The sequence below is a fragment of the Alcanivorax sp. genome (assembly GCF_040119285.1).
In the GTDB taxonomy this organism is placed as follows: domain Bacteria; phylum Pseudomonadota; class Gammaproteobacteria; order Pseudomonadales; family Alcanivoracaceae; genus Alcanivorax.
The window spans coordinates 1-15,900 of record NZ_JBEDTY010000007.1; the positions used below are offsets into that span (position 1 = coordinate 1).

A 15,900-nucleotide genomic window follows, 5' to 3' on the forward strand; every position below is an offset into this window, starting at 1 on the left:
CGTGCTTGAAGGAATGAACAACAGGATCAAGGTCATCAAGAGGATGGCGTACGGCTTCCGGGATAACGACTACTTCTTCATGAAGATCAAAGCCGCTTTTCCCGGAATTCCGCGATGAACCTTTTTTATTTGCCTGCCTCAATTTTCCAATTCATCAATAAATCCAATTATTCTGCGCCCATGGCACTTCATTCAAAGCTTTTCTTCGCTCGCCTCAGTCATCAAACAATAGTCCATATAGCCTTTACCGCACACATTGTGATTGCGCCCCCAGCAGATGAACCAACGTGTCTAGCAGTATATATTTGAGGCAGTGCGGCGGCTTTATAGGCTGCCCCTTGCAGCTAAATGCGCTTTACCTCTGTATTACAGCTACACCACCTGGTTTTCATTGCCCTCAGAGTTCGCACTTATCGCTTGCTTTTGTAACCTGCCGATTTCTAGATTCACCAAAACCAAGAAACATCCATCGTAGCGACCTTAACAGTTCCACAGCTTCGCCAATTTTGTTCGTCAAGCAGCATACCCTCATTCCTGACCTGCCGAACGGGTCGACACCCCGCTAAAGAACCGTGGTGCTTTTAACCGCCAAGGCCACGCCAGCATCTTTCAAACTTAGGTTGCTTACTTTTCTGCGAATCGCTTCTTCAAGTTCACACCCTCTACTGTGATGAGCATTACTAATGCTGAAAGCAGATACACTCAATGGAAGTAGGGCCATTCGCCTATCCCCATTTTTAGTTTGCAAGAAGACTCGGTTAAAACAACGAAGAAATGTCGGAAAATGCATTTCGCCAAACACACACCAAGCGTGTCTATTGTTTACAAAATGAATGTGAACTCATCGTGGACTTGAAGGCGACTGCGGCAATGGGAACGCCAAGAGCAGATCACCTTTGGGCCATAACTGGCCTCACAAGTGGGGGGGGGGCATTTAACAGGCGTTATGATTAAGCGTTTTCGTTCTGGAGGGAAGCAGGAAAAATATGCAGGAAGCGCCCTACAGGGCGCTTCCAACCGGAATGACCTAATCAGTCGACTGCTCGACGTCGTCACCCATTTCTTCAACACTCTGCTTGGCGCTATTCCAAGCTGACGAGGTGGCCTGCTTTGTGCTCTCCCAAGCACTCTCGCTGGCCTCTTTGGTATTTTCCCATCCCTGTTGCAGACTCTTGCTCGTCTGATTCCACCAATCTTCGTTGTACTCAGGCAATTTTTTCAACTCGTCCTGAGTCATTTCCATGTGGACTTCGTACTCAACACCACCGAAGTTGGCTTTTTCGGGTGCCGTAACGACGGTAAAAGACCCGCGCTCCGCAACAACATCATTGCCCCCGAGGCCAAGTGTTTTACCCGTCTCGATAACCAGCGAATGCACCGACATATCGTTACCCATTAGAATATCTTCGACCTCACCGATCTCTTGACCTGCGCTGTCAAAAACATCTGCATCCTTCAGCTCATCCATGGTATACAGCCCTTCTGCCGCAACCGCTGAAAGACTCATAGCCACCCCGCCTGCCAGCAAGGAAGCGTTCATTGCACGAGTCATAAATTTTCGCATTGTCGTACTCCTTTATAACGTTGCTCTTGCGATCGACCGAAGCGAAATTGCGCTACGGAACTTCTCTGGGTAAACATGATCAATGGCCTAACCCACTAACCCTTCGGCATACTACATCACACTTTCCAACCTAGCAAAAAACAATCTTGCTAACAAAATAATACTTCAGCAGTGATGCGAAACATTTAGTGAGGAGAGAAATAAATAATGCGCAACCTTGGGCTCTAACAACAGCGCCCATACTTCGCTTACAGTTGCTAGCGTCGACACAAGGCCGCTTTAACAAACGGCTACTTTCACCCATCATTAGTGGCGCGCTGTTAAGAGCCAACTACTCGCCTAGTACGGACGCTCTACTCTGCACCCGTCACGTTTTCGAGATTGGTGGAATAAGCCTCGCTCTCAAGCAGTGCGGACCCAGCGATCACCCTCTTTGTGATACTCCTGCTTAACAGCAGCCCACGCCACCTTGTGAGCCGTTTCTTCACGACTTGCGTTATCGCGACGATCTTTTGGGTCTTCGTACTCATCCCAAGCTGAATTGAACGCCTTGCGATAAATTTCTTGAGCGTGGGCTGGCAAATTGTCAGTAACGTTTTCAGGCAGTGCCTCTTTGTTTGGATAAGGCATAGCATCCCTCCTCGTTCTGGAACTCAAGTATCGGCCTGCTACTCTGGCATGGAAACCACCACAAAACATTACGCAAACCAGGCTGCAAGTCAATTACGGACAACAACCTTTTTCTAGTTAGCACACCCTTTGAACGAAGCGCCGGATCCTGCTCTTCTCTAGCGCCGCCAAACCCTCGACGACTTTTTACATTTTTTCATTACCAGCCCCCGCCACATTGCTCTTTAATTAAGCACAATAGGCGTTGGATGAGATTTCGGCAGGATTGGATCCGGATGATCGATTACCTGCTTATTTTTTACTAACCTACCATCCGAAACGTAAATTTTTATATGTCAGTATCAGAGGAGCACTATAATGAGCGCACCGCTGCAAGGAAAAAAAGTTGCATTTCTGGCTACCGACGGCGTTGAGCAAATTGAGCTCACCCGCCCCTGGAAAGACCTACAGGACGCCGGCGCAGAACCGCACCTTGTCACCCTGGAAAAAGGTGAAATCAGAGCTTTCCACCATCTCGATAAAGCCGATAGTTTTCCATCAGACAAAGTGGTGAAGGATGCGACTGCAAATGACTATGATGCACTGGTCTTGCCAGGGGGAGTTGCCAACCCTGACGCTCTCCGTTTGAACCAAGACGCAGTATCTCTTGTTAAACACTTTGTAAATAGCCCCAAGCCTGTCGCCGCTATATGTCATGCCCCTTGGGTGTTGATAGAGGCTGGCGTTTTGAAAGGGAAAACGCTGACCTCGTTTCCCAGCTTGCAAACCGACATACGCAACGCTGGCGGCACCTGGGAAGATAAAGAAGTCTGCGACGACCATGGCCTGATTACCAGCCGCAACCCAGATGATCTTGACGCGTTTTGCGCACGCATCATTGAGGCATTGTCGCAAGACTGAGGCAGAAGGCCATATCAGCGTTCAGAAATGGCCAAGAATGGCGTAGCCAAACACGACATCAGCATCCCGTTATCCTGCGGGGTCTATGGCATCAGCGAGACCTGCTACCGCTATCATTCAAAGCGTGATGGCGAAAGTATAAAGTATGGTGATCGGACTGGCTGCTGAGATTGGCGCCTACAACTGTGAAGGACCGGGCATTAAGGTCCGGCTATTACTGCCAACCCAGCGTGCAATAGGGACGTTTATATAGAGCGACTTAATTGCACAGCGAGACATGAAGGGTTCGACGTGCATAAGTTCAGCAGCATTGCCCATTCTTAGTTATTTAGCTACGCAATGACGGTGGCAAAAAATGAATAGCCACATTACCGCTCGCGGTGGGATAGCTTCCGCCCAGCGGCTAAAGGCTGGTTGACCCTCTACTCCAGTAGTCAGTTAAGCATGGGGGGGGGTGACACTCCCAGCCTCCTTTCGCATGAAATTCGAGCACTCCGCTAAAGTTGTTTGCTTCCTCCTGTAACACCGTATATTTCCCCTGTTATGTAACTGGCAGCCTGTGAAGCTAGAAAAACATACACTGGGGCCAATTCAGCGGGTTGTGCCGGTCGCCCCAAAAGAGTGTCAGCGCCAAACTTCGGTACTTTATCAGGGGGGAATGTCGATGGGATCAAGGGCGTCCATACTGGACCTGGTGCCACCCCGTTAACCCTGACACCATTAGCAATCGCTTCTTCTGCTAGCGACAACGTAAAGTTTGCGATAGCGGCTTTCGTGGCGGCATAAGGAGCCAGATTCTTGCTCGGTTTGAATGCCTGAATGGATGTAGTGTTAATAATGCTGCCACCAGGCGGGAGGTGCGGGAGTGCTGCTCGGCAGAAATAAATCATTCCTTCAATGTTGGTACTAAGCGTGCGCCTGAGCTCATTATCAGGCACCTCGCCCAGCTCACTATAGGTCTGCTGAAAAGCCGCATTATTCACAAGAATATCAAGATGTCCAAATTGCTGAAGGGTCTGGGCTATTACACTATCGCACTCTTTCCGCTTTGATTGATCCATTCTAATTGATAGCACTTTCCTGCCAGCGTCACGCACCAACTTGATAGTTTGTTCAGCGTCTTCATCCTCCTCCAAGTAAGTAAACACAATATTCGCACCCTCACGTGCAAAGGCTAACGCAACTGCGCGACCTATCCCGCTGTCAGCTCCGGTGATCAAAGCAACACAGTCTCTAAGTTGCCCTGAACCGGTATAACTTTTCTCACCGTGATCAGGTTTGGGCTGCATCAACTCCTCCCCTCCAGGGATAGGCTGCTCCTGTTCTGGTAATTCCGGTTTTGAGTAAAGTTCGCGAGGATCACTCATTTGTCTAGGGGGCTGATTGTTCATAACTCTGGTCACTCCTTTTGACGCCAATCACCTGGTTATTTCTAACTGCAATTTATCCTTAAAAAATTCTGTTATGGAGATTAAATAAGATAATTTAACCGTCCCAAGGAAATCAGGATAGAGCATAAGATCGAAACATTGGATCCCATTACAAAAAGTAATTCATGTTTATTCACCTATTCATAATATGCATGAAAAGACAAATTCCAAACACACAATGATTAATTTTTATTAAATAAAACGGCCCTCTGTTGAGAAATCAAAGAGTGGAATTTACATTACCAACCTAGTAGTCATTCCCCCTTGATAAGCCTTTACTTTTAGGATTGCGAATTTAAATTATCATTAACTCTTTCACAGATTGTTATTGATAACCTTATTATCAAATACATGGAGGTATAACATGGGCCTGAAATCCAATCCTTTCCCATCCCGTTTGAATACTGCCAAAGACCCGATTTTACGATCTGACCCTGTGGTTCATTCACGAAATCAACATCGCTGGGAGGGGCCCCTTGATGAAGTCTCACTCTCTCGCTATGAACGAGACGGCTTTCTTTGGTTTGAAGGCTTTTTCAACCAGGAGCGCATGACCCCCTTCTTCGACGAGCTCAAAGAAATGGCGAAAGATGAAAAGCTCAAGAAACATGAGAAGGTAATTCACGACCCAAACAGTGGTGATATCCGTTCCGTCTTCGGCATGCACGAGTTATCGCAAAGTTTCAGTCGCCTGACGCGTGACCCTCGCATACTGGGAATGGTGCGCCAACTACTGGGAAGCGAAGTTTATATCCATCAATCGCGGATTAACGACAAGTTTGGTTTTGAAGGCAGTGGATTTAACTGGCACTCAGATTTCGAAACCTGGCACAGCGAAGATGGCATGCCAAACATGCGAGCCGTTAGCGCATCACTAATGCTCACAGACAACAACGAATTTAACGGCCCACTGATGCTTATCCCAGGCTCACACCACTACTTTGTGCCATGTGTCGGTGAAACTCCCGATCAAAACTGGAAGGATTCTCTCAAGGCGCAGCGGGTGGGTGTTCCTGACCGCGAGATCTTAGCAAAACTGGCTGAACGAGGTGGCATAGAAGCGCCGAAAGGGCCAGCCGGGTCGTTACTTTTGTTCGAATGCAATACTTTGCACGCATCCAATAAAAACATGTCGCCTTGGCCACGCTCTAATCTTTTTTTTGTTTACAACAGCGTAGACAATAAATTAGGCAAGCCTTTTGCAGCGAAAGAAGAGCGTCCGGAATTTTTAGCGGCTCGGGAGAATTGCGCTGCTTTATCTATGCATGATGATTTTCCCGAACTCGCCAATCAAGGCGTGCCACCCCTCAAACGGGATAAACGCTAATCAAGCTAGTACCTCAGCAAAGGGCAGACTCATGGATAAGTGGTTAGCTGAATACCAAGTGTCTACGGAGTCTGCCAGTTTTGGCGGGTTCACTGTATTGCCAGTGTACGCTCAGCTTCTGTATCTCGGACTCCGGAGACAGCGGAGCCCGCATCTCATCCCTAACAAAGGGCGCAACAAGAGTAGCAACGTGTCTTGGCTTATAAGCAACATGGGGTCCCATTGAGCACACCAGCCAACTCCCCCAATCACCAGATAAACCGTTGTCGTTAGGTGCAGATCCGAGACGGGGTCTATAAGATCTGGCAGTTTCTGCACGTTGATATTTTTCGCGAACGTCTTCAACGGTTTGCTCAGCAAGACAGCAGCAAAATGACAGGGATGTGCCGCAAAACAATATCGAGTTCACCCAACCGACTCTCCGGTTGATAGCTATTTACCGGCGCGAAACCCTGCCTATTGTAGACAAGCGAAGTTTCGACCATTACACCCGGAGGTCAGCGTCCATGGAGACACCCCTGTTAGTATCAAGCCGTCAGCACCGAAAACTTAGCAAAACGGTTAAAACCTAAGTACCAAGCGTTCCTCATCGTCTTCTTCTCTCCACGGTGTGGATCGGGAGGGAGATAAAGATAGCCAACCTGCCATTGAACATGGCAAGCACCACAGGAACTCAATATTGATGGCCATTGTCGAGGGTGTGTTTTTAACTGGAATTGGTATCATTCTTGTTAGCGGGGTGTGGCTGGACTTCATAGCTACCGCGATGACAGCTTCGTGCACCGGCGTATTTTCGAGACGATTTTCGTACGGCCTTTACCTGATTTTTAAAAAAGGCACAAAGATCTTCCGCTCGCAACGCTGGCATGTAGCCGCAGGCCCATTCATTACCCTGGCCCTTATTATTTTGGGTATACGGATTTAATGGTTGATGGGGCACCTTCACCCCACCAACCTGATACCACCCTCAGATGGTTGATAGATTGACCCCGTAGTTGAGTTCCTCTGCGAAGTCCGGCAGTCCGTAACCGATGGTGTAGAACGGAGAGACCTTCGCAGTCGGGGCCTTCTTCTTGTGCTTCGTGGTGTAGAGCATTCGTGCCCGCATCACCTCGAACGAGTAACCACGCCCTTCACGGTTCTTGTCCTTGGCCAGTCGGTTGATGGACTCCGTGTAAGCGTTGGTGACGGGCATGTCCGTCTCGAAGTAGGTCATGATCTCTTCGCGCCAGTTGCCCACTGCCCTGACCAGATCGCTCCAGACTTCCTTCTGGCCCTTTGGAATGGTGGCTATCCAGTCATCCAGGGCGGCTTCTGCCTGTGGCCGGGTGGTGGCGTTCCAGATGCCGTAGAAGCGTTCCTTGTGCTCGTAGGCGGCCAGCAGTTGCGGGAATGCGCCTGTCCAGGTCTCCATGATGAGTCGCTCCCGGTCTGAGACTTCGTGAGCGCGTTTCAGCAGGATTTTCCGGTCTCCTTTGAGGGTTCGGCTCTGGGAGGGTTTCAGCTCCTTTCTGAGGCCCTTGCGCACCTTCTCCAAGGCATCGTTGGCCATGCGCACCACATGGAACTTATCGACCACGATACGGGCCTGTGGCAGCACCGCCTTGACCGCTGCCCGGTAGGGGTTCCACATGTCCATGCTGACGATCTCGACCTTCTGCCGGTCTTTCAGCTTCATCAGGTAGTTGGTCACCACGTCCTGACGGCGGGTGGCCAGCAGGTCGAGCAGGGTTCGCTCCTCGATGTTGGTCAGGATGCAGCGGTAGCGCTTGTTCAGGTACAGCTCGTCGATGCCCAGAATGCGGGGCGTCTCGAAGCGGTGCCAGCGCCCCAGAAACTCGGCGCGGGCGTTGAAGATGTCACGTACCGTCTTCTCGTCCAAGCCGGTCTGTGCCGCCACAAAGGTGTAGGGGTGGTTGAAGGATTCCTTCTCCACGTATTCATGCAGCCGCAGCGTCATGCGGAAGCCGTCCACCATCTCCGGTAGCTGGGGCCTGAAGGTGGTCTTGCAGGCCCGGCAGGTGTACCGGCGGCGGACCACCCAGAGGGTGACCCGCTTGCCGTGGATGGGCAGATCACGATAGGGAACATCACGCTTGCCGAACCGCACGAACTCACCCTGCACGCCGCATTCCTCGCAGGCGATGGGATCGGGCGCGTCCACCTGGAAGTGCATTTCGTCGTCGGTGGATTTGCAGCCCAGCACCTGGTACTCAGGCAGGTGCAGGATGTTGTCGGGCATTTCGGTCATGCGGCGTGCTCCTTACGGCTGGCGAGTGTCACGTTGGTGAGCTTCACCTACCTCTCCTCTCTTGCAAACAAGCATACTACCCCCTAGTATTTATATACTACCCTCCAGTATAGTTTTTGGGCCACTAAAGAGACGACTGCATGCACACGATCAAAGACAAAGCGAAGCTATTAACCCGCGTTCGGCGCATTCAGGGGCAGACGGCCGCACTGGAAAGGCAGCTTGACGAGGAGGGCGACTGCACGGCCGTGCTGCAACAGATCGCCGCGATTCGTGGGGCGGTGAATGGACTGATGGCAGCCATCATTGAGGGGCACTTGACTGATCACGTCGTCAGGGAACCCGAGTTGGAGCAGCGGCAACAAGACTTGGAAGCGGTGCTGCAGGTCATCAAGTCCTACCTCAAGTAGAACATCACGAGCTACAGCGTGGGTACCCTAGCTGTAAGAGGCGAACTTTGGCAGTGATTTAATATCCGCGCCCCTGAAGTTCTTGCGGAACCGGAGCTGTTAGCAGGGCTTCGCCATCAATCGCCACCACTTTCATTGGTCTTGCTGACCATAATTTTTATCAACTCGGAGTATTACAGTATGCATGGTCACAGGCTCGAAGAATGGCAACACAATCATGTTTTTGGTCAAGATCGTAAAAAATCCGGTGAAATACGCTCACTGATCGTCGTCGCTCTAACTGTCGTCATGATGGTTTGGGAAATTCTGGCCGGTGTCTTATACGGTTCGATGGCCCTCCTGGCCGATGGCCTTCATATGGGCTCTCATGCTGTCGCTCTGGGTATTGCAGCCTTCGCCTATGCATACGCTCGCCGCAACGCAGGCAATACACAGTTCTCATTTGGCACCGGGAAGGTCAATGCGCTAGGCGGGTTCACCGGCGCGGTCCTGCTGGCAGGCTTCGCCCTGTATATGGTGATCGAAAGCATCGACCGCTTCATCCACCCGGTAGAAATTTCGTTCAATGGAGCTATTTTCGTCGCCGTCATCGGCTTGATCGTCAATGGAGTATCGGCCTGGATACTGGGCGGGGAAGACCACGACCACGGGCATGGGCATGGGCATGGGCATGGGCATGGGCATCATGATCATAACCGTCGAGCTGCCTACTTCCACGTACTCGCCGATGCCTTAACTTCTGTATTGGCGATTGCTGCCTTGCTGGCCGGAAAGTATGCGGGCTGGGACTGGATGGACCCGATCATGGGTATCGTCGGCGCGTTACTTATCACTCGCTGGTCATGGCATCTGTTGAAAGACACCTCCCGCGTGCTGCTTGATCAACAGCGCAGTGACTTGGAGCACGACGTCAGACATGCCATTGAGAGTGACGATGCACGAATCAGCGATCTGCACCTCTGGGCCATTGGTCCGAATATTCACGCCGCCATCGTCTCGGTCGTGTCGCATGACCCGGAGGCGCCTGCCGTCTACAAGCAGCGTATCCAGGCTCAGTGCCCGTCATTAGTACACATTACAGTCGAGCCACAGCGCTGTCTCACTGGTCCGGAGAATACCGGCTCCAGGATACGATGAGCTGATTGAGCGGGCTGGGCCGAAATAGTCGGTTTTGGTACGGGCGAGGGAGTTGCTCTGCATTCAGCTTGGCCTCGCCCTCTCTCCAAGCCATGTAAGTGTCATTGTCCATACACGTTCCAGGCTTTGTAGGTACCTTAATGGCCTGAGTGACATATCAACCAAGGAATCCGATGAAGTGGGGAGTTGTTACCTCCCCATGATACCCAGAGATCAACCAGATATTCCGGATACCCAATTTTTACTCGGACTTTTCTTGCATCTGCTTCTCTGAAAAATCACTTTATCTCAGCAACTTACAAAAATCTGTAAGCCATATCCTACATATTCAACTTGCGCGCTGGTGAAAAACGGGAAGAATTCCCCGGCCTTAAAAGCCGGGGAGCCCGCATTATCAGCGTAATTCGGCGACTTCCTCCCTAGAAAACACCCCATAAAGACTCGGCAACACCAACAAGGTCAACGCCGTGGCCGACACCAACCCACCCACAATCACCACCGCCAGTGGCCGCTGCACCTCACTGCCTACTCCCGTCGCCAGCAACATGGGAATCAGCCCCAGCATGGAAGTGAGCGCGGTCATCAGTACCGGTCGCAGGCGTGACACCGCGCCTTCAAAGATCGCCGTCTCCAGTGCTTCGCCATCGCGCAGGCGGTGATTGATGGCTTCCACCATGACTACCCCATTGAGCACCGCCACGCCGAACAGGGTGATAAAGCCCACGGAGCTAGGCACGGACAGGTACTGGCCGCTGAGGGCTAATGCGAGGATGCCGCCGATGAGGGCCAGGGGGACGTTGACCAGAATGAGAGCAGCCTGGGCCACGGAGCCGAAGGCGAAGTAGAGCAGCAGGGCAATCAGGCCCACAGCCACGGGTACCACCATGGCCAGACGTTGCTGGGCGCGCTGCTGGTTTTCGTACTGGCCGCCGATGTCCACGCTGTAGCCGGCGGGCAGGTCGACTTCGCTGTCGATGGCCTGCTGGATGTCGGCCACCACTGAGCCCATGTCACGACCGGCCACATTGGCCTGGATAACCACGCGGCGTTGCACGTCGTCGCGGCTGATCTGGGGCGGGCCGGAGACCAGGGAGACGTCCGCCACATCCATGAGCCGCACCCAGGCACCGTCGGCGGCTTTGAGGCGCAGGTTGCGAATGGCTTCGGCGTCCTTGCGGGCGTTCTGCTCCAGGCGCACGTAGATGTCGTAGCGCTCGTTGCCATTGATCACCTGCCCGGCGCTGCCGCCGCCCAGGCCATTGCTGACCAGATCCATGACCTGATCCACGCTCAATCCATAGCGGCTGAGGGCGTTGCGGTCCGGAGTGACGACCAGTTGGGCTTCACCGGCGATCTGTTCCAGTTGCACGTCGGTGGCGCCGTCGACTTCCTTGACGGCCTGGGTGATGGCTTCGCCTTTTTCCTGCAGCACGTCGAGATCCGGGCCAAACAGTTTGATGGCGAGCTGGGCTTTTACACCAGAAAGTAATTCGTCCACGCGCATGGCGATGGGCTGGGAAAAGTTGAGTAGCAGGCCGGGATGTTTTTCCAGTTTCTGCTGAATTTTTTCCTGTAGCTCCAGGCGATTGCTGGCGCTCTCCCATTCATCTACAGGCTTGAGACCGATATAGATTTCCACGTTGCTCACCGGTTCCGGGTCGCCACCGATTTCGGCACGCCCTACCCGGCTAAGCGCGTAGGTGACTTCCGGGAAGGTCATGATTTCCTTCTCCAGTTTTTGCCCCACGTCCAACGCAGTATCGAGGCTGGAGGATGGGGCCAGCGTTACGCGTAACGCCAACGTCCCCTCTTCCAGCACCGGCACAAATTCAGTGCCAATAAACGGCGTGGTTGCCAGTGCCAGGGCAAACAAACCCACCGCGCCACCGACCACCACTTTACGGGCCTGCATGGCTTTGCCCAGCAGGGTGCGATAGCGGGCTTCCAGCCAGCGCATCAGCTTGTTGGGCTTTTCTTCCACGCCATTGCGGAACAGGAACCCGGCCAGTGCCGGCACCACGATCAGCGCCACCAGTACGGCGGCGGTCATGGCGAGCATGATGCTGATGGCCATGGGCACGAACATCTTGGCTTCCACCCCCTCGAAGGCGAACAGGGGCAGGAACACCACCAGGATAATGCTGGCGGCGAAGAACACCGGCCGCGCCACTTCCTGGGCTGCGTCTTTTACCCTCAAGGCGATGCCGCCTTGTTGATCGTGACCGCCCTCTTTCTGGCTCAGGTGTTTAAAGATGTTTTCCACCATCACCACGGAGCCATCCACCAGCATGCCGATGGCCACGGCCAGGCCACCCAGCGACATCAGGTTGGCGGACATGCCCAGGCTGGCCATCGCCAACAAGGCCAGGCCAATGGAAAGCGGAATGGACAGCAAAACCAAGGCCGTGGCACGCAGGTTCATCAGGAACAGGGCCAGCACGATGACGATAAAGACGAAGGCCAGCAGCAAGGCGGTGACCACTGTGCTGACGGCTTTTTCCACCAGATCTGCCTGGTCGTAGAACACCTCAAACTGCACACCGTCCGGCAGGGCCTGCTGGATGCGCGCTTCGCGTTCCTTGATGCCATCGATGGTGGCCTTTGTATTGGCGCCCATGCGTTTGAGCACGATGCCGGCTACCACTTCGCCGAGGGCTTCCGGTTCGCCGCTGGCATCACGGCGGGTCATGGTGAGGGCGCCCTGTCGAATTTCGCCGCCGAACTCCACCTTGGCCACATCACTGACGCGCACCTGGGTGCCGTCCACTTCCTTGAGGGGAATGGCGGCAATGTCACCGAGCCCTTGCTCGCCGCTGCCGACCCAGCCCATGCCGCGGATGACCAATTGCTCGGCACCGCGATCCAGATACCAGCCGCCGGCGTTGCGGTTATTGGCGGCGATGGCATCCATGACCTGTTGCAGGCTCAGGTCGTAGGCCAGCAAACGGGTAGGGTTCACGTTGACCTGATACTGGCGCACTTCACCGCCATAGCTGAGCACATCGGTGACGCCGCCCACGGGCATGAGTAGCAGTTTCACCACCCAGTCGTTGAGGCTGCGCAGTTGCATGGCATCCACATTGGAGCCCGGCTCGGCGGTGAGCAGGTATTGATACACCTGACCCAGGCCGGAGGTGTTGGGGCCCATTTCCGGGGTGCCGACGCCGTCGGGAATATCTTCCCGTGCGGCCTGCAATCGCTCGAACACCAGCTGGCGGGCGAAATAGATATCGGTGCCTTCCTCGAACACCACGGTGACGATGGACAGGCCGGTCTTGGAGATGGAACGCACCTCGGCCACCTGCGGCAATGCATACATCACTGCCTCGATGGGATAGGTGATCAGCTGCTCCACTTCTTCCGCTGCCAGGCCTTCGGCTTCGGTGTTCACCTGTACCTGGACGTTGGTCACGTCCGGGAAGGCATCCAGTTTCAGGTTGGGCAATTGCCAGCCGATCACGCCAATGGTGATGACCAGTAACAGCAACACAATGAGGCGGTTGTTCACCGCCCAATCGACAAGTCGATTAAACATGACGGTGATCCTCAGTGATTGTGAATATCGAAACCGGACTTGGCCATTTCACTGGCCAGAAAAAACGCCCCGCGAGTGACCACGCGCGTACCCGGTTCAAGACCCGTAACGATGCGGCGGTTTTCCAGCTGGCCATTGAGTTGGATTTCCACGGGTTTGTAGTGGCCAGGCTCTTCTTCCACGAACAGTTGCCAATCGCCATCGGCGCTACGGGTGAGCGCCTCTTCCGGCACGGTGAGGGTGTTCTCCGGTGCCGCCAACGCCAGTGCCACATCGGCAAACATGCCGGGGTGCAACAGATGGCCCGCATTGGGAATCGCCACTCGCACCGCAAGGGTACGGGTGACGGGATTGAGGCGATGGCCAGACTGGATCACCTTGCCGTCCACGGATGTGCCACCCACGATGACGCGGGCCGGGGTGCCGGTGCTGATCTGCAAACCGGGGCTCGGCGGCAGGGCGGCTTCGGCCCACAGTTCGGATTCATCCACCAGCGTGACCAGGGCGCTGCCCGCGGTTAACCATTGCCCTTGCTGGAAGGCATCTTCCAGCACCAGGCCATCGTCCGGCGCTGTGAGGGTATAAACCCCTTTTTCATTTTTTCCGGCTTCGATATCAGCGATGGCGCTGTTACTGAGGCCATAACCCTTGGCCCGGGCTCGCAGGGACTGGTACTGACTTTGCGCGTCCAGATAGCGCTGGTTGCCCACGGTACGCCGGCCGAGGTTTTTAACCCGCCGCCAGCCGTCCGCTGCCACTTGCAGATCACTTTGTAACTGCGCCATGGCCGGGCTGAACAGGGTGGCAATGGCATCCCCTTTTTCCATGTGCTGGCCAAGCGTGGCACTGCGAGACTGCACCTGGGAATCGATACGCACCGGCACCACCCAGGTGCGGTACTGGTTGCTGATAATTTCCGCCGGCACGGTCAGGGTCCGGGTAGCGTCGGCATCAGGCTGCAGGGTAATGACCTGCAGGTTAAGCGTCTTTTGTTGTTCTGCGGTCAGCTCCAGTGCCGCTTCTTCACTATGGGACGCTGCGCTCCCAACCTCCTTCCCATGAGCGTGCTCATCATGGTCACCGCTATTATCCGGAGCAGCCTGTTGTGCATGCTGTTCGGCTTCGTTGCTTTCGTTGTGGGCATGGTCATGATTTTCATCCGCCCAGCCCGGGTTCGCCAGGGTTGCCAGCAAGAAGATGGCCAGAGGCGTCTTTTGAAATGTCATTTTCGGTTTCATAAAAAATTTTCCATTTTTTGTAGGAGCGCCGTTCAGGGCGCGAAGAAGTTGGCACCGCGTGTCGCAGAAACCATTCGCGCCTCAAGTGGCACTCCTACAGTAATTTTTCGCTTAATTTCTCGTTTCAAGCGGTGTTATTCGCTTCGCTCACCCTGCGGCTGTTACCTCGCAAGCTCGGTTCCTACAGAACAATCATTCGTTGGCCAACTGGTTCAGCCAGTCGTTGAGCTGGGCGCTTTCATAGAGCCACTGCACCCAGGCCTGCTGCATGGCATCGCGCAGGGCGATGCCAGCCAGCCGGGTATCGAGCCGCTGATTCAAGGCCTGCAGATAGTTCTGGGTGGTGAGTTCGCCCTGCTGCCAGACGCGCTTGAGCAAGGTGTCGCTGCGCGCCAGGCTATCGCCGGTGAGTTGTTGCCAGGTTTCCCAGCGCTCGCGCCGCTGCTGGTAATCGCTCAACGCTCCGTCCAGCCGGGCCTGAATGTCGTTGCGGGTTTTCTCCAGCAGTGCACGCCGCTCTTCACTGTCCGCCAGGGCAGCTTCATAGCCTGGCTTGCCGGTATTGAAGAACTTCAATGGCAGGCTGAAATCCACGCCCCACAAATTTTCGCCACCTTCCTGGCCCACGCGCAGGCCCAGGGTCGGGTCGGTGTTGCGTTGTTTGTCTGCCACCGATACCCCTCGCTCAGCCAGCGCCAGTTGCTGCTCGGCCAACTGCAAATCGAAGCTGGTGGGGAGCCGTTGCACGACACCATGGGTGAGTGACGGGGCCTGCCAACGGTCCGCCGCCGGCAAGGCCACCGCGGGTTGTTGGCTGGCCAGTTGCTGGCGCAATGTGGTGGCAGCACGGGTGGCGGCACTTTCCGCATCCGCCAGGGCCTGCTGGGCCTGCCCCAGTGACAGGTAGGCCAATTGCGCATCCACCTGCCCCACATCCCCCGCCTGTTCGCGGCGGCGAATCAGGTCGGTGAGATCGCGCAGCTGCTGTTCCTGCTCACGGGCGGCCGCCAATTGCTCGCGGGCGGCGGCATGGGCCACCAGCGCATTGAGGCTGTCCGCCAGCAGGCGGGCGCGGGCCTTGTCGCCACGCAGCTGCGCCAGCTGATCCCGTACGGCCACGGCATCACGGCGGGCGCGGGCCTTGCCGGACCAGTCCAGCGTCTGGCTGAGGCCCACGGTCTGGGTGATATCGAGGCTGTCTTCGTAGTCGATATTCAATGAAGGGTTATAAAGCGGCTGCGATAAAGCCCGGCTTTGCGCCAGCAACCGTTCCTGCTCCGCCTGGATGGCCCGGCTGGCCGGTAGCTGGCTGACCTGGCGCTGCACCCATTGCGCCCACTGCGCGGGCGAGGAAGAAGAATCGGCCGACGCGCTGGCATACGCGCACACGGCCAGTAACAGTGCGGCCATGCGCACTGGGGTCTGGATTCCCATGGGGAAACTCCTGATGTCTCAAAACGTTACGTCAAGAACAATGC

13 protein-coding genes and 1 pseudogene are annotated in these 15,900 nt (G+C 54.7%); 7 read left to right on the top strand and 7 right to left on the bottom strand.

The features are described 5' to 3' along the window. The coding region (locus ABNH10_RS02975; RefSeq protein WP_349384762.1) for a transposase at window positions 1-118 on the top strand (118 nt) is incomplete at its 5' end. Between the two features lie 909 nt (window positions 119-1,027). On the opposite strand, the gene ABNH10_RS02980 is transcribed toward ABNH10_RS02975, so the two are convergent. Beyond that, entirely contained in the window at window positions 1,028-1,564 is a 537-nt protein-coding gene (locus ABNH10_RS02980) for a PRC-barrel domain-containing protein (protein WP_349384688.1), read from the bottom strand. Between the two features lie 402 nt (window positions 1,565-1,966). Next, a complete protein-coding gene (locus ABNH10_RS02985) occupies window positions 1,967-2,194 on the bottom strand; it encodes a ChaB family protein (RefSeq protein ID WP_349384689.1) in 228 nt (75 codons plus the stop codon). Window positions 2,195-2,551: 357 nt separating this feature from the next. On the opposite strand from ABNH10_RS02985, the gene ABNH10_RS02990 reads away from it, so the two are divergent. Both ABNH10_RS02990 and ABNH10_RS16240 read left to right on the top strand, forming a co-directional pair. Continuing rightward, window positions 2,552-3,094 carry a type 1 glutamine amidotransferase domain-containing protein gene (locus ABNH10_RS02990; protein WP_349384690.1) on the top strand — a complete coding sequence of 181 codons (543 nt, stop codon included), beginning with the start codon at window positions 2,552-2,554 and terminating at the stop codon, window positions 3,092-3,094. Window positions 3,095-3,100: 6 nt separating this feature from the next. After that, window positions 3,101-3,247 (top strand): annotated as a pseudogene (locus tag ABNH10_RS16240) (IS3 family transposase); the annotation flags it as partial. 344 nt (window positions 3,248-3,591) lie between these two features. Here the strand turns inward: ABNH10_RS16240 and ABNH10_RS02995 are convergent. After that, window positions 3,592-4,485 carry an SDR family oxidoreductase gene (locus ABNH10_RS02995; RefSeq protein ID WP_349384691.1) on the bottom strand — a complete coding sequence of 298 codons (894 nt, stop codon included), beginning with the start codon at window positions 4,483-4,485 and terminating at the stop codon, window positions 3,592-3,594. Between the two features lie 403 nt (window positions 4,486-4,888). On the opposite strand from ABNH10_RS02995, the gene thpD reads away from it, so the two are divergent. Then, the gene (gene thpD / locus ABNH10_RS03000) at window positions 4,889-5,851 is read left to right on the top strand and encodes an ectoine hydroxylase (RefSeq protein ID WP_349384692.1); all 963 of its coding nucleotides are present in this window, start codon (window positions 4,889-4,891) and stop codon (window positions 5,849-5,851) included. A 682-nt stretch (window positions 5,852-6,533) separates the two neighbouring features. Next, entirely contained in the window at window positions 6,534-6,776 is a 243-nt protein-coding gene (locus tag ABNH10_RS03005; protein ID WP_349384693.1) for a hypothetical protein, read from the top strand. Between the two features lie 42 nt (window positions 6,777-6,818). Here the strand turns inward: ABNH10_RS03005 and ABNH10_RS03010 are convergent, their stop codons facing one another. Next, window positions 6,819-8,102, bottom strand: a complete 1,284-nt coding sequence (locus ABNH10_RS03010) for an ISL3 family transposase (RefSeq protein WP_045995197.1) — start codon at window positions 8,100-8,102, stop codon at window positions 6,819-6,821. 140 nt (window positions 8,103-8,242) lie between these two features. On the opposite strand from ABNH10_RS03010, the gene ABNH10_RS03015 reads away from it, so the two are divergent. Continuing rightward, a complete protein-coding gene (locus tag ABNH10_RS03015; RefSeq protein ID WP_011589742.1) occupies window positions 8,243-8,512 on the top strand; it encodes a metal/formaldehyde-sensitive transcriptional repressor in 270 nt (89 codons plus the stop codon). Between the two features lie 180 nt (window positions 8,513-8,692). Then, window positions 8,693-9,649, top strand: a complete 957-nt coding sequence (gene dmeF / locus ABNH10_RS03020) for a CDF family Co(II)/Ni(II) efflux transporter DmeF (protein ID WP_011589743.1) — start codon at window positions 8,693-8,695, stop codon at window positions 9,647-9,649. 394 nt (window positions 9,650-10,043) lie between these two features. Here dmeF and ABNH10_RS03025 read toward each other — a convergent pair whose 3' ends face one another. The 3 genes from ABNH10_RS03025 to ABNH10_RS03035 all read right to left on the bottom strand — a co-directional run bounded on the left by ABNH10_RS03025 (window position 10,044) and on the right by ABNH10_RS03035 (window position 15,856). Next, on the bottom strand, window positions 10,044-13,184 hold the full coding sequence (locus ABNH10_RS03025) for an efflux RND transporter permease subunit (protein WP_011589744.1): 3,141 nt from the start codon (window positions 13,182-13,184) through the stop codon (window positions 10,044-10,046). Between the two features lie 11 nt (window positions 13,185-13,195). Next, a complete protein-coding gene (locus tag ABNH10_RS03030; protein WP_231880499.1) occupies window positions 13,196-14,410 on the bottom strand; it encodes an efflux RND transporter periplasmic adaptor subunit in 1,215 nt (404 codons plus the stop codon). A 204-nt stretch (window positions 14,411-14,614) separates the two neighbouring features. Beyond that, window positions 14,615-15,856 carry a TolC family protein gene (locus ABNH10_RS03035; protein ID WP_011589746.1) on the bottom strand — a complete coding sequence of 414 codons (1,242 nt, stop codon included), beginning with the start codon at window positions 15,854-15,856 and terminating at the stop codon, window positions 14,615-14,617. Window positions 15,857-15,900 lie beyond the last annotated feature (44 nt).